Genomic DNA, 15009 nt, shown 5'->3' on the forward strand with positions numbered 1-15009 from the left:
TGGCGCAGCATGGACACTTTCCAAAGCACATTGAAACTGCAGAACATCGGGTTTCGCCAGACCACGAATCTGGTCGGGCATGAACGCATCGTGCGGGTGGCGTTCATTCTGCTCGATCACTTCTCGCTGACGACCCTTTCGACAGCCATGGACGCGCTGGCCACCGGTAACCTGATCAATGGCGACACGGTTTACAGGATTTCGACTTATTCGCTGCAAGGCGGCCTGGTCGACAGTGATGTCGGCGTGCCGATCGCCTCGCAACGGCTGGCGGTGGAAGGCTTTCATCAGGATGCGGTGATCGTCGTGGGTGGTCAGCGGGTCCGGCTGTCGTCGAGTCCGATGTTGCGTCGGGTACTGAAACGCGTCGCTACTGCCAAAGGCGTGGTGGCGGGTTGCTGGAACGCTGCGTTCTATCTGGCGGATGCGGGATTGCTGGAGGGGCAGGAGTTCGCCTGCCATGGCGATAGTCGTGCATTGATCGGCGAGTATTTCCCGCATTTGAAGGCATGCACTCGGGACTTCGCTTTTGGCCAGCGCCGTGCGACGTGCGCGAATGCCTGCTCGGCGCTGGACATGACCCTGGCGCTGATGCAGGAACTGGGTTCGCGCAGCGATGCTTCATTGGTCGGTGAGATCAAACGGGTACATCAGCCGAAAACCCAGGAAACGCTGCGTACCGACGATGTCCGGCCGGCGGCCATTCCCAAGCCGTTGAACATGGCGCTTTCGTTGATGGAAAAACACATCGAAGAGCCCTTGGAAATTGACGAGATCGCCAGCCATGTCGGTGTTTCCCGCCGCCAGCTGGAGCGACGTTTCGCGCGGTATCTGAATGCCGCTCCCAACCGCTATTACCTGGAATTGCGTCTGACCCGGGCCCGCCAGTTGATCGTGCAAAGCGACCGTTCATTGACGGACGTGGCGTTGGCAACCGGGTTTGTCAGTTATCCGCACTTCTACAAACGCTTCAAGGATCTGTTCGGACTGCCGCCCATGACCTTCCGGGATTACTACTACGCGAACGACTCCGGTACCGGGCGATATGCGCTCGCCGCCAACTTCTGAACGATTGAAAAGATTCAAGTAACGCAACTTTGATGGCTGTTTTCATTCAACGCGATTCCGCGCGTTCGCTTCGTGTCGGGTTCGATTTGTCATTTCAACAATAAACGGTTCAACACTATGAAAGTCAGTTCGCTGCCCGCCGATGATGACAGCTGTGGCTGGTTCCACCTGAGCCGGCCACGCAGCCCCGAGCCCGGCCATCGCGGCCACAGCTCGGCGCGTTGGGTGGTCGTGGGGGCCGGCTTCACCGGTCTGGCGGCGGCCCGCCAGCTCGCGCTGAACTTCCCCGACGATGAAGTGGTGCTGATCGAAGCGCAGGAAGTGGGGTTGGGGCCGTCCGGTCGCAATGCCGGTTTCGCAATCGATCTGCCCCACGACATCGGGGCCGAGGACTATATCGGCGATATCGACCTGGCCAGGATCAGTCTGAAGCTGAACCTGGAAGGCCAGTCGATCTTGCGCAATCTGGTCGATCAGTTCGGTATCGATTGCCAGATGAAAGCCTGCGGCAAGTATCAGGCCGCCGTGGAAGAACGCGGCATCGCGGTGCTGGAGGCTTATCGCCGGGGTCTCGACAAGCTCGGTCAGCCGTACCAGATGATCGAGGCCGAAGAATTGCCCGAGCATCTGGGCACCCGTTTCTACCGCAAGGCGTTGTTCACCCCCGGCGCGGTGCTGGTTCAGCCGTCGGCGCTGGTGAAGGGCCTGGCGGACAGTTTGCCGGCGAACGTCACCCTGTACGAACGCACGCCGATTCTGGAAGTGGAATACGGCGCCAAGACTTTGCTCAAGCACGCTCACGGCAGCATCACCGCCGACAAACTGATCCTGGCCAACAACTCGTTCGGCATGCGCTTCGGTTTTCTGCAGGGCCGCATGTTGCCGATCTACACCTACGCCAGCATCACCCGCCCGCTGACCGACGAGGAGCAGTCGCGTCTGGGCGGCAAACCGTACTGGGGCGCGATCCCGGCCGACCCGTTCGGCACCACGGTGCGGCGCACGCCCGACAACCGTTTGCTGATCCGCAACAGTTTCAGCTTCAACCCCGATGGCCGCAGCAACAGCAAATACAACGAACGCTTCGTGCGTCGGCACCGCGCGTCGTTCGATCAGCGCTTCCCGATGTTGCCGGGTGTGGAGTTTGAATACACCTGGGGCGGGGCGCTGGCCATGTCGAGGAACCACAACGGCTTCTTCGGCGAACTGGCGCCGAACGTGTACGGCGCGCTCGGCTGCAATGGCTTGGGTGTCACCCGTGGCACGGTCACCGGCAAGTTGTTGGCCGACTGGCTGGCGGGGCAGCGCGACGGCTTGATCGATTTCCTGTTGCAGGCCCCGGGGCCGACGGGCAATCCGCCCGAACCGTTTCTGTCGCTGGGCGTGAACATGAACCTGAAGTGGGGGCAATACCGCGCCGGCCGCGAAAGTTGAACGCTCATCGCCCGACCTGCGTGATGAACTGAAGTAGCGATGCACTGAATACAAGGACAAGAAATGAACAACGTTGCTGTATCAATCGAGGATGTACCGCTCAATGGTTTTCATCGTCTGCTGACGATCCGTTCGGCCGGTGGCTCCTTTGTCGACGGGTATGTTCTGAGCATCATCGGTGTGGCGCTGGTGCACATGTCCAGGTCTCTGGCGCTGGACGATTTCTGGGAAGGCATGATTGCCGCCTCGGCGCTGATCGGCATTTTCTTTGGCGGTTTTCTTGGCGGCTGGCTGACTGATGTATTGGGGCGCAAGCGTCTGCTGTTTGTCGGGCCGACCCTGTTTATCGTGGCCTCGCTGGCGCAACTGTGGGTCGACTCGGCGGTGGCGTTGTTTTTTCTGCGGCTGCTGCTGGGAGTGGCGGTCGGTATCGAGTACCCGGTGGCGACTTCGCTGCTGGTCGAGTTCATGCCGCGCAAATATCGCGGCCCGCGTCTGGCAACGCTGACAATCATGTGGTTCGCCGGGGCTGCAACGGCGTATGTCGTGGGCGAGCTGATGTTCAAGCTGTGGGGCTCCGATGCCTGGCGGCTGGTGCTGGCCAGCGCGGCGATCATCGGCGCCATGCTGTTTCTGGTGCGCATCGGCACCCCCGAGTCGCCACGCTGGCTGCTGAGCAAGGGCCGCGCCGCCGAAGCCGAAGCGATCATCAAACAGGTCTACGGTAACGACTTCTCCCTGGCCAATCTTCCCGAACACCGGGTGGGCGAGAAGCTGACGATCTTCAACCTGCTGCACTCCGGTTATGGCAAACGCATGCTGTTTGTCGTGGTGTTCTGGACTTGCTCGGTGGTGCCGCTGTTCGCCGTGTATGCCTTTGCGCCGAAGGTGCTGGCCGCGCTGAATCTGCAGGGCGACTGGTCATCCCTGGGGTCGGTGGCGATTACTTTGTTCTTTGTCATCGGCTGCGTGATTTCGACCCGGATCATCAACCGCGTCGGCCGACGCAATCTGCTGATCTACAGCTTTCTCTGCTCCGGCCTTGCGCTGCTCGGGCTGGCCGTCGGACACGCCGGGCCCAATGCGCTGGTGCTCGCGTTCTTTGCCGTTTACGCCTTGTTCATCGGTGGCGCCCAGGTGCTGACGCTGGTGTACCCCAATGAACTGTTCCCCACGGAAATCCGCGCCTTCGCGGTCGGCGTCGGCACGTCACTGTCGCGCATCGGCGCGGCGGCGGGGACTTATCTGGTGCCCGTTTCCCTGAGCACGCTGGGCATTGCCCAGACCATGTACATCGCGGCGGCCGTCACGTTGGTCGGCCTGGTGCTGTCGTGGGTGCTCGCACCGGAAACCCGCTCGCTCAACCTGCAACAGGCTGCCTCGCTGAATTGAACCTTGCCCGAGCCATAGCGGCGTCGGGCCAACGCATTGAACACTGCAACCACTGGAGAAAAACCTATGAACTTTGACGGCATCTTTACCCCTGCCATTACGCCTTTGTCCGCCGATGGCCAGATCGATTATTCGGCCTTCGCCGAAGTGCTCGAGTATCTGATCGAGTCGCGGGTTCACGGCATCGTCATCGGTGGTTCGACCGGCGAGTACTACGCCCACACCACCGCCGAGCGGCTGAAAGTGGCCGAGCGCGCCAAGGAAGTGATCAACGGCCGCATTCCGCTGGTGATCGGCACGGGCGGGATTCGCACCGAAGATGCGGTGGCCTTCGCCGAGCACGCCAAATCGATCGAGGCCGACGCGATTCTGGTGGGCTCGCCGCCTTATGCCTTGCCAACACAAAAGGAAATCGCCGCCCACGTGCTGGCCGTGGACAAGGCTGCTGGCCTGCCGATCATGCTCTACAACTACCCGGCGCGGATGGGTGTAGCGATGGGGCCTGAGTTCTTCGAGGCGATTGCCGGCTGCAAGAACATCGTCGCGATCAAGGAAAGCTCCGGCGACACCGCCCAGTTGCATCGCCTGGCGCATTCGCACCCTTCGATCCAGCTGTCCTGCGGCTGGGACGACATGGCCCTGGAGTTTTTCGCCTGGGGCGCGCGCAGCTGGGTCTGCGCCGGTTCGAACTTCATTCCGGCCGAGCACATTGCGCTCTACGAAGCCTGCGTTCTGGAGAAGAACTTCGACAAGGGCCGGCGGATCATGTCGGCGCTGTTGCCGCTGATGGACGGGCTGGAGAGCGGCAAGTTCGTTCAGTCGATCAAGCACGGCAGCGAACTGGTCGGCCTGCGGGCCGGCGGCGTGCGCAAGCCGATGCAGCCGCTGGAAGCGTCCGAGAAGGAAGTGCTGGAAAGCGTGATCAAAACCCTCAAACAGAATGTGGCGCGCATCGTCGCGGAGGTTTGAAATGGCCGATCTTCTGAGTCAAGCGCAATACCGCGAACTGGCGGCAAAGCTCGAGTTTCGCAATCAGGCGTTCATCAACGGCGAGTTTTGCAGCGCGCTGTCCGGCAAGACGTTCACCACGACCAACCCGGCGACTGAAGCGGTGTTGACCGAGATTACCGCCTGCGGTGCCCAGGACGTGGACGTCGCTGTCGCCGCCGCCAAGGCTGCGTTCGAAGACGGACGCTGGCAGGGGCTGGCGCCGTCGGCACGCAAATCGGTGTTGCTGCGGTTCGCCCAATTGCTGGACGACCACTCCCATGAACTGGCGGTGCTGGAAAGCCTCGACAGCGGCAAACCGATCCGCGAATGCCAGAACATCGACGTGCCCGAGACGATTCATACCCTGCGCTGGCACGCCGAGCTGATCGACAAGATCTACGACTCGACCGCACCGACCGGTAACGGCGCGGTGACCATGGTCGTGCGCGAGCCGATCGGCGTGGTCGGCCTGGTGTTGCCGTGGAACTTCCCGCTGCTGATGCTCGCGTGGAAGATCGGTCCGTCGTTGGCCGCTGGTTGCTCGATTGTGGTCAAACCGGCCAAGGAAACTACCTTGAGCACCCTGCGCGTAGCCGAGCTGGCGCATCAGGCAGGGATTCCCGCCGGTGTGTTCAACGTGGTGCCCGGCGGCGGCAAGGAGGCGGGCGAACCGCTGGGCCGTCACCCGGACGTCGCCATGGTCAGCTTCACCGGCTCGACCGATACCGGGCGGTTGTTCCTCAAGTACTCCAGCGAATCCAACTTGAAACGCATCGTGCTGGAGTGCGGTGGCAAGAACCCTGCGGTGGTGATGAACGATGTCGAAGACGTCGATCTGGTTGCCCAGCACGTGGTCAACGGCGCGTTCTGGAACATGGGCGAAAACTGCTCGGCCTCGTCGCGGCTGATCGTGCATTCGGACATCAAGGAGCAACTGCTCCAGCGCGTGCAGGTGCATCTGGCCGACTGGAAAATGGGCGATCCGCTGGACCCGGAAAACCGTCTGGGCTCGATGATCAGCAAGGCGCATTTCGAGAAGGTCCGTTCGTACCTCGACCATGCCCGGGATGAGAATCTTTCGGTGCTGGCGGGGGGCAACACGGCCGACAACATCTTCGTCGAGCCGACCATAGTCGATGGCGTCAGCCGTGACAGTCGTCTGTTTCAGGAAGAGATCTTCGGCCCGGTGCTGAGCGTGACCACGTTCACCTCCGTCGACGAAGCGATCAGCCTGGCCAACGACACGGCTTACGGTCTGGCTGCGTCGGCGTACACCGGCAGCCTGCGCCATGCGCTGAAACTCTCGCGGGGGATCCGCGCCGGTATCGTCACCGTGAACTGCTTCGGCGAGGGCGATGCGTCGACGCCTTTCGGCGGCTATAAGGAGTCGGGTTTCGGTGGGCGTGACAAGTCGATCTGGGCCCATGACCAGTACACCGAGCTGAAAACCATCTGGATCGACGCATCCTGATTCATCGCGGTTTTTCGCAGGTCTTTTTCGCCCCGATCGGTACGCGCGTACCGGTTGGGGCGAATTGCGTTCATTCCCGAGTATTTTGCCGCCCCGGCGGTTAGCATGGCGCTACAACAATGAAACCGATGGACCACACCTTGATCGAACGACGCCAATTTAGCGGTGGCATGAAGGGCAAGAACCTTCGCTACCTGAACGAGCCCGCCAGCGGGCCGGGACGCATGACCCGCACCGGGTTTGTGCTGCTGGAGCATTTTTCCCTGCCGGCCTTTACCCAGGCGCTGGACACCCTTGTCACCGCCAATCTGCTGCGCCCCGGTCTGTTTTCCACGCGCACTTTCGGCTTGAGCGACGGTGAAGTAATCAGCGACCTGGGGCTGGTGATCCGCCCGGACTCGCGTCTGGAAACCAGCGTGTTGCAGGAGCTGGATCTGCTGGTGATCTGCGGCGGTTACCGCACGGAATTGAAGGCGAGCGACGAGTTCATCAACCTGCTGAAAATGGCCGCCGAGGCCGGCGTGATCCTGGCCGGGTTGTGGAACGGCGCGTGGTTCCTGGGCCGGGCAGGGGTGCTGGAAGGCTATCGCTGTGCGATTCACCCGGAGCACCGGCCAGCGCTGGCGGAAATTTCCAAGGCGACCCAGGTCAGCAGCGAACCCTACGTGATCGACCGCGACCGCTTGACCGCGTCCAGTCCGTCCGGCGCGTTCCACATGGCACTGGACTGGATCAAGGGCCTGCACGACAAGGCGCTGGTCGAAGGCATCGAAGACATTCTGGCGTTCGAGGAATCGCGTTACCGGCGGATCAAGCCGACCGAGAACATCTGCGTCAGCGCGCCGTTGCGTGAAGTGGTGAAGCTGATGGACGCCAATCTGGAGGAACCGCTGGAGCTGGAACAACTGGCGGTGTATGCCGGCCGATCCCGGCGTCAACTGGAGCGACTGTTCAAGGAACAACTGGGCACCACGCCGCAGCGTTATTACATGGAACTGCGCATCACCGAGGCCCGCCGTCTGCTGCAACACACCGAGCTGTCCCAGGTGGACGTGCTGGTGGCCTGCGGATTCGTGTCGCCGAGTCATTTCAGCAAGTGCTATAGCGCCTATTTCGGTTATCGCCCGTCCAAGGAAAAACGGCTCGTCAAATGATAAGAACAAGGCGCCTGTCGTGAGCGCCCGAAGTCGCAGCGCACACGCTGCCGGAGCTCCACCCGATACAGCTTAGAGGCCGGCCCACCGCTGCGTGGGCGGTAAGCCGGCCATGTTGCACGGTTCAACGCTTGAGCAGATCCAGCGCGACGTCGACGATCATGTCTTCCTGTCCACCAACCATGCGCCGCTTGCCCAGCTCGACAAGAATGTCGAGGGTCTTGAGGCCATATTTGGCGGCGGCAATTTCGGCATGCCGCAAGAAGCTTGAATAGACGCCGGCATAACCCAGTGCCAGGGTTTCACGGTCGACCCGCACCGGCCGATCCTGCAGCGGGCGGACGATGTCGTCGGCGGCGTCGAGCAGCGTGTAGAGGTCGGTGCCGTGGTTCCAGCCGAGACGTTCGGCGGCGGCAATAAAAACCTCCAGCGGCGCGTTGCCGGCACCAGCCCCCATTCCGGCCAGACTTGCATCGATCCGGTCGCAGCCTTCCTCGACGGCGGTTATCGAGTTGGCGACGCCCAGCGACAGGTTGTGGTGCGCGTGCATGCCGGTTTCGGTTTCCGGTTTCAGAACGGCTTTGAAAGCCCGGAAGCGATCGCGAACGTCCTGCATGTTCATCGCGCCACCGGAGTCGGCCATGTACACGCAGGTCGCGCCATAGCTTTCCATCAGCCTGGCCTGAGCCGCCAGATGCTCAGGGGCGATCATGTGGCTCATCATCAGGAAACCGACGGTGTCCATGCCCAGTTCGCGAGCGTATTCGATGTGCTGTTTCGAAACGTCGGCCTCGGTACAGTGCGTGGCGATGCGCACCACCCTTGCGCCGGCGTCATAGGCGGCCTTGAGGTCGTGCACCGTGCCGATACCCGGCAGCAGCAAGGTGGTGATTTTGGCGTGCTCGAGGACATCGGCCGCCGCTTCGATCCATTCCAGATCGGTATGGGCGGCAAAACCATAGTTGAAGCTCGAACCCTGCAGGCCGTCGCCGTGAGCGATTTCGATCGAATCGACTCTGGCCTTGTCCAGTGCGCGCGCGATGTCTTGCACATTCTGAAGAGAGTACTGATGGCGGATGGCATGGCTGCCGTCGCGCAGGGTGACGTCGGAGATATAGATTTTCTTGCCGGGAGTGAATGTCATGTCGGGCCCCTCAGGCGTTGAGCATCGACTGCGCCATGCGCTCGGCGGTGGCCAAGGCAGCGGAGGTCATGATATCGAGATTGCCGGCGTAGGCTGGCAGGTAATGGGCGGCGCCTTCGACCTCAAGGAATACCGAGGTTTTGAGGCCGCTGAAGCGTCCCAACCCCGGAATGTTCAGGGGGGCCGATTCGGCAATGACGTCGAACTGAACCTTCTGTTTCAGGCGATAGCCCGGCACATAGGCCTGGACTGCCGCCACCATCTCCTCGACGGAAGCCTCGATCTGCGCGTGATCGGCGGTTTCGGACAGTACAAACACCGTGTCACGCATCATCAGCGGCGGTTCGGCGGGGTTCATGATGATGATCGCCTTGCCCTTTGACGCCCCACCCACCGTTTCGATGGCCCTGGAGGTGGTTTCCGTGAACTCGTCGATGTTGGCGCGGGTGCCGGGGCCGGCGGATTTGCTGGCGATCGAGGCGACGATTTCGGCGTAGTGAACCCGGGCAACACGCGATACGGCGGCGACCACTGGAATGGTCGCCTGACCACCACAGGTGACCATGTTGACGTTGAGTCGATCCAGATTTTGCTCCAGGTTGACCACTGGAATGCAGTAAGGGCCGATAGCCGCCGGAGTGAGGTCGATCAGGCGGATACCCGGCTTGATCGCGCGCAGGAGCTTTTCGTTCTCCAGATGGGCACCCGCCGAGGTGGCATCGAAGACGAAGTCGATGTCCTTGAACTCGTCCATGCGGATCAGGCCTTCAACGCCCTCGTGGGTGGTCGCGACGCCCATGCGTTCGGCACGGGCGAGACCGTCGGATGCAGGGTCGATCCCGACCATCACCGCCATTTCCAGGTGTCTGGCGTTGCGCAGAATCTTGATCATCAGGTCGGTGCCGATGTTGCCGGAACCGATGATGGCGACCTTGAGTTTGGTTTGACTCATCGGAGCAATCTCTCAGAAGGGCCGGGCCACGACAGCCCGGCGCAGAAGGACGGGCAGGTCAGATGAAGCGGCAACGGATCTGGCCAAGTCGGGTCAGGTGCAAGTGCAGGCTGTCCCCGGCCACGACCGGCGTCATCGGCCCCAGGGCGCCAGAAAGCAGCACGTCGCCGGCCTGCAAGGGACGGCCCATCCGGGCCATGGTGCGAGCCAGCCACAGGCAGGCGTCCACCGGATTGCCGAGGCATGCGGCACCGACTCCGATCGAGGCCGTGGCGGCATTTTTTTCCAGCAGCATGCCTTCCAGCCGAAGGTCCAGCGAGGCAAGTGGAGTCGGCTGTTTACCCAGCACATACAGCCCTGATGAAGCGTTGTCCGCCACCGTGTCCACCAGCGATATGTTCCAGTTTTCGATGGCCGAATCGACGATTTCCAACGCAGGCACCACGTACTCCACCGCCCGCAGCAGTTCCGCGAAGGTCGTATCTTCATATGGAAGATCACGGCCCAGAACGAACGCAATCTCGCCTTCGGCCTTGGGCTGGATCAACTGACTGATCTGGATTTCACCGCCATCGGCGATTTCCATATCAGCGAACAGCATGCCGAAATCCGGTTGATCGACGCCCAATTGCTGTTGCACGGCAGCCGAGGTCAGTCCGATTTTACGGCCGACCAGACGCCGTCCCTGGGCCAGCGCCAATTGAGTGTTGATCTCCTGTACGGCATAGGCGCCGGTCAACGAATCGATACCGAAAGTGGACGAGATCCGCGCACAGGGTTGGCGTTGTTCGCGTGCTCTTGCCAAGGCAGCGGCGGCGTCTTGCAGAGGCTTCAGAGGGAACTGGCTCATGCGATTTTCCTCAGCAGCCGGGGTTCTTCCGCGACGACGTCAGAACCAGGGCTCCATTGCAGCTGGAACTTGAGTTCGTTGATCGCCCGATCCAGATCCGCGGCCTCGACCATGGCGAAGGTGAATTTGTCCGGGCGCACCACGGCGACGGCTCCGCTGGAGAACCCCGAGCGCTTGAACCACGCGACCATCTCACCCTGCACATCCTCCAGTTCGAGCAGTTCACTGGTATTGGAACGACCGGTATCGGCGCCCTGTGGACGGGTACCGAACGGAAAGAGGGTGGCGAAACGCGTGTGCTGGATATCCAGCAGTTTCCGCGATGCCTGACTCAGGTGGGCGCATGGATCGACCTCAAGACCGATCAAGGCAAAACCGTCGCCCAGCAGGTCATCGAGCAATACGCGCTGGCCCTTGAATGTGCGGACTTCGGGTTGCGGAATCATCCGGCCTTCCGGGGAGCGCCGATGGCGGCGTGGCATGCCCAGATAGCTGTCAGGGGCATAGGTCGGGGCCGGTTTGAAACGGCCTTCGCGAACATAGCGGCCGAGAAATGGCGTCGCAAGGACGGTCTTGACCAGCAAGTTGCGCATCAGGCTGGAAACGGGGCTGGACATCGAGACGAAGTCTTTCATCTGCACCGAAATATCAATCATCGCCTTGGCATGGTGGAAGCGTTCGCTGCCATAGGTATCAAGCAGCCGCTCACCGGCTTGCCCCTTGATCACGGCGTCGATTTTCCAGGCCAGATTGTAGGCGTCACGCACGCCGGAGCTCATGCCCTGGCCCATGAACTGCGGCGTCATGTGGGCAGCATCGCCGGCAATCAATACCCGGCCCTTGCGCCAATCCTTCGCCACCAGCGCGTTGAAGGTGTAGACCAGCTTGCGTTTGACCTCGAACTTGTCCGGGTCGACGTAACGGCTGATCAGGTTGCGCACCACTGTCGGGTCTTCCATCTGTTCGCGAGTCTGGCCGGGCATCAGCATGAATTCGAAGCGATGGAAACGGCCGGGCTGAGGACAGCAGACTGTCGGGCAATCCGGGTCGCAGATGAAACTGAAGTAGGGCAGATGACGCAAGGCATCCTCGCCTTCCTTCATCTCCAGGTCGACCACCAGCCACGGTTCGGGAAAGTTCTTTCCGCTCATGCCGATGCCCAAGGCCTCACGGACCGTACTGCGGCCGCCGTCAGCCCCCACCAGATAGCGCCCGCGGATGGTTTGCGGGTCGGGATCGACTTCACAGGCCTGACGGGCATCCGTCGCATCACTGAAACGAAAGGTGCTGGTGGCCTGATGGGTCACGGTCACCCCATGTTCATCCTGTGTGAACTGCGTGAGCTCGCGGCCACGGGCAACCCGCACATTGGGGTAACGCTCGAGCAGATCGCTCAGCGTGGTTTCCAGCCAGGGCTGGTAAAGGAAGTTGATGATCGGCCAGCCATAGGGGCGATCGAGGCGCCAGTACTGGCCGAGGATCTTGCCATTGGCCAGCACCCACTGAGCGGGCGTATCGACTTGCATGTTGGCTGAAAGCTCGGCGGCAACGCCGGCAGCCTGCATGACGCGCATGCATTCGTCGTCCGTATAGACCGCCCGGGCGTTGCCATAAAACAGGGGCTCGCGTTCCAGCACAAGCACCGACAGACCACGCTTGCCGAGCAGATGCGCGAGCGTGGCGCCCGTCGGGCCAAGCCCGGAAATAATCACATCGACGCTCGTTACCGACTCGTTTTTGTTATTCATGACGATATCTCTCTTACAGCGGTGAATATTCGGGCTTGAGCAACGAGCGCGTGCCGCGGGCGAAGTTGGCCAGGTTGGTGGTCAACGTGTGCCAGGCACCGCTTTTCTGCGGGCGATGCCCCCACAGGCTGATGCCTTGATAGGAGGTTGTGCGCCAATGCGCCTCATCGACCACCCTGGCATTGCAACCCAGTTCCAGCTCGAAACCGCTGGGGCTCATCACGTAAAACGATTGCTCACGGTCGTTGGGGTGCTCACCGATTTCGTGGGCCATTTCGAAACCGAGCGTGCGGCAGCGCAAATAGGCGTTGGTCAGTTCGCTGACCGAGGTGGTCAGCATGTTCATGTGTTGCACACGGGTACGAATCGGATCCATTGGCAGGCCACGCAAACGGGCGATGGCAATCGAGTGGTGACGTTCGTTGACCCGGAAGAAATCAATGTCCAGGGTCACTCCGGCAATCCGCTCGACGATGTGGTCGCTGGCTCTTGCATCAAATATTTCCTGCCAGAAACGTTGCATCTGCTGTGGTTTGCGCGAGGTGATCGCCAGGTGGCCCATCCCGGCGGAACCGGTGATGAAACCTGCACTGAGCATGTTCAGTGGCTTGTCGGTCAGCAGCGGCTCCCAGAACAGCTCGACGGCCATGCGTTTGGGGCCGAGCACCCGCCAGAACCTTTTCACGCCGCGTTTTTCGGCTTCCTCCGGTTGGCTGGGCTGCGCTTGGATACCGAGGCGTTGCAGGCGCTTGAGGACTTCGTCGAGGGTGGCCTGGTCGCGTAACTGCCAGCCGACGGCAAGAAAATCTTCCTGCGGACCGCGCTGGATGATGATCCGCCGCTGGTGCTGATCCATACGAAAAGCCAGGGTTTGTTCGTTCGAGCTGGCCAAATGCAGGCCGATGCCGTGCTGGAGCAGCTCACGCCAACGCGCCAGGTGGCGAGATTCGATCAACGCATAGCCCATGCTGCTGGCGCCGAAGATGTCCGGCGTTGTTCGACTGATCGTTGCTTGATTGTTCATGACGACAACTCAGCGCGCTGTGCGACTGGCGAGGAACGCCAGGGTCACGGAGTTGAATTCGTCCGCACGTTCCCACTGCACCCAATGACCGGTCCGGCTGAACAGGTAGAGGTTGCAATCCGGCATGCGACTGCGCAGCGCCTCGCCACCGCTGGGACGGTTGACCTTGTCTTGCGCGCCCCAAAGCACCAGGGTCGGAACCTGGCAATGCTTGAGGCGCGAATCGCGGGTGAAATCCCAGCGCGAGAAGCGGGGAATACCGGTTGGCCGGCGCAGGGGAGGGGCCGCAATGACCTGCGGGTCGATACTCGCCTCGAAACGTTCGCGGATCATTTCGTCACTGACCTGGCTGCCGTCATACACCAGGTAGTCGCGGATAAAACGCGTGATCTTGGCCAGCGTCGGGCCTTCACCGTTGTAGTAGTCGAGCAACAGCTTGAGACCCGGTGTCGGCAGGCTGCGAGTGGTATTGACGCCACCGGGGCCCATCAGCACCAGAGCCGACACCCGGCCAGGTGCGTCCAGCGCCATGCGCAAGGCACAGGCACCCCCCAAAGAATTGCCCACCACGTGAGCGCTGTTGATGTTCAGGGTGTCGAGCAGGCCGAGCATCGCCCCCGCGAGATCGCCGAAGGGGTCCTTGCGATCCACACCTTTGGTGGATCGGCCGTAACCGGGCATGTCGACCACAATGACCCGGAACTGCCGGGCAAGCGATTCGATATTGCGCGAGTAGTTGGAAAGCCCCGAGGCTCCCGCTCCGCCACCGTGAAGCATCAGCAGGGGATGGCCGACGCCCGTTTCGCTGATGAAAATCTGCCGACGACCCACTTGCACCGTTCGTGAGGTCAGGGCAGGAAGAGGTTCTTTATTGTTCATTGTCAGTTCCTGGCGTAAGGCACTTCGACCCAGGCGGTGGGTACGTGCTTTCGGCAGACTCTAACACTCAAGATTAGAATTGAACAACAGTGTTCAATTGTCTTTTTTGTGGACAATAAAAAAGCCAGACTCCCAAGGGGTCTGGCTCAAGAAAAATCAGCGCAGGATATCAGGCTGCGAGAAGGGGCAGATCCTGAGTTGCGATGCTGCGCGCGTCATCGGCTGGCACGCCGAGCGCCCTGAGAACGAATTCGGCCATATCGGAACCCGCGTCGCGCCAGGTCTTGTGACCCTGAAGTACCAACATCGTGGCCCCCAGTACGCCACCTCCGATCATCGCCATCACTGAAGGCAGTTGCTCCTGTCGAAAGCTGTATTGCTCACTGGTCAGGCCGCTGAGCACATCGTGCATGGGTGGACCGCTCCACATCTGTTGCAGCGTCTCATTGCTGGCCCCGTAGCGCACGATGAACGCCCCCCAGTGCGGCTCTTCATGGGCGCGGCGGATATACAGGCGGATACCGGTGGCCAGGCGGACGGCGGGGGACGCATGGGGATCTGCACTGCGCGCGGCCCTGTCGTTCATTTCGGCACTGAGCTGGCTGGCGACATCTTCGAACAGCGTCTCCACCGAGTTGAGGTTGTTGTAGATCGTACCGCGCGCTACCCCGGCGATCTGCGCCAGTTCGCTGACATTGACCTCTTCGACACGTTTCTCGACAAACAGCCGGATCGCAGCTTCATGGATGCGCTTCTGCACGGGACTGAGTTTCAAAGCAATGAGCTCCAACGGAGAGATTCCGGACATTGAACAGGCGCGTTCAAAATAAAGCAAATCAGCGTTTGTCGATCATTGACATATTTGAACACAAATGTTCAATATTGATCTTGAGAGTTGTTCGC

At 61.1% G+C, this 15009-nt stretch carries 13 protein-coding genes; 6 read left to right on the plus strand and 7 right to left on the minus strand.

Annotated elements, in window-relative coordinates; all coding sequences use genetic code 11:
- The first annotated feature begins 9 nt into the window (after window positions 1–9).
- The 6 genes from QR290_RS13665 to QR290_RS13690 all read left to right on the plus strand — a co-directional run bounded on the left by QR290_RS13665 (window position 10) and on the right by QR290_RS13690 (window position 7509).
- Window positions 10–1068 (plus strand): GlxA family transcriptional regulator, encoded by a 1059-nt coding sequence (locus QR290_RS13665; RefSeq protein ID WP_115077570.1) that lies wholly within the window; start codon window positions 10–12, stop codon window positions 1066–1068.
- Between the two features lie 117 nt (window positions 1069–1185).
- Entirely contained in the window at window positions 1186–2502 is a 1317-nt protein-coding gene (locus QR290_RS13670) for an NAD(P)/FAD-dependent oxidoreductase (protein ID WP_289205192.1), read from the plus strand.
- A gap of 63 nt (window positions 2503–2565) precedes the next feature.
- The gene (locus QR290_RS13675) at window positions 2566–3894 is read left to right on the plus strand and encodes an MFS transporter (RefSeq protein ID WP_169430062.1); all 1329 of its coding nucleotides are present in this window, start codon (window positions 2566–2568) and stop codon (window positions 3892–3894) included.
- 66 nt (window positions 3895–3960) lie between these two features.
- On the plus strand, window positions 3961–4863 hold the full coding sequence (locus tag QR290_RS13680; RefSeq protein ID WP_289205193.1) for a dihydrodipicolinate synthase family protein: 903 nt from the start codon (window positions 3961–3963) through the stop codon (window positions 4861–4863).
- Between the two features lies 1 nt (window position 4864).
- The gene (locus QR290_RS13685) at window positions 4865–6355 is read left to right on the plus strand and encodes an aldehyde dehydrogenase (protein ID WP_289205194.1); all 1491 of its coding nucleotides are present in this window, start codon (window positions 4865–4867) and stop codon (window positions 6353–6355) included.
- Window positions 6356–6483: 128 nt separating this feature from the next.
- Window positions 6484–7509, plus strand: a complete 1026-nt coding sequence (locus QR290_RS13690; RefSeq protein ID WP_115077573.1) for a GlxA family transcriptional regulator — start codon at window positions 6484–6486, stop codon at window positions 7507–7509.
- Between the two features lie 124 nt (window positions 7510–7633).
- On the opposite strand, the gene dmpG is transcribed toward QR290_RS13690, so the two are convergent.
- The 7 genes from dmpG to QR290_RS13725 all read right to left on the minus strand — a co-directional run bounded on the left by dmpG (window position 7634) and on the right by QR290_RS13725 (window position 14914).
- Complete coding sequence (dmpG, locus tag QR290_RS13695) at window positions 7634–8653, minus strand: 4-hydroxy-2-oxovalerate aldolase (RefSeq protein WP_115077574.1); 1020 nt, start codon at window positions 8651–8653, stop codon at window positions 7634–7636.
- Between the two features lie 10 nt (window positions 8654–8663).
- Window positions 8664–9605 (minus strand): acetaldehyde dehydrogenase (acetylating), encoded by a 942-nt coding sequence (locus tag QR290_RS13700; RefSeq protein ID WP_289205195.1) that lies wholly within the window; start codon window positions 9603–9605, stop codon window positions 8664–8666.
- A gap of 58 nt (window positions 9606–9663) precedes the next feature.
- A complete protein-coding gene (locus QR290_RS13705; protein WP_289205196.1) occupies window positions 9664–10455 on the minus strand; it encodes a 2-keto-4-pentenoate hydratase in 792 nt (263 codons plus the stop codon).
- A complete protein-coding gene (locus QR290_RS13710; protein ID WP_289205197.1) occupies window positions 10452–12203 on the minus strand; it encodes a bifunctional 3-(3-hydroxy-phenyl)propionate/3-hydroxycinnamic acid hydroxylase in 1752 nt (583 codons plus the stop codon). The genes QR290_RS13705 and QR290_RS13710 overlap by 4 nt, the downstream gene beginning before the upstream one ends.
- Window positions 12204–12216: 13 nt before the next feature.
- A complete protein-coding gene (locus QR290_RS13715) occupies window positions 12217–13227 on the minus strand; it encodes a VOC family protein (RefSeq protein WP_289205198.1) in 1011 nt (336 codons plus the stop codon).
- 9 nt (window positions 13228–13236) lie between these two features.
- On the minus strand, window positions 13237–14106 hold the full coding sequence (locus QR290_RS13720) for an alpha/beta fold hydrolase (RefSeq protein WP_289205199.1): 870 nt from the start codon (window positions 14104–14106) through the stop codon (window positions 13237–13239).
- A 169-nt stretch (window positions 14107–14275) separates the two neighbouring features.
- The gene (locus tag QR290_RS13725; RefSeq protein ID WP_289205200.1) at window positions 14276–14914 is read right to left on the minus strand and encodes a TetR/AcrR family transcriptional regulator; all 639 of its coding nucleotides are present in this window, start codon (window positions 14912–14914) and stop codon (window positions 14276–14278) included.
- Between the last annotated feature and the right edge of the window lie 95 nt (window positions 14915–15009).

Origin of the sequence: Pseudomonas fluorescens (assembly GCF_030344995.1) — a bacterium.
In the GTDB taxonomy this organism is placed as follows: Bacteria; Pseudomonadota; Gammaproteobacteria; order Pseudomonadales; family Pseudomonadaceae; genus Aquipseudomonas; species Aquipseudomonas fluorescens_BF.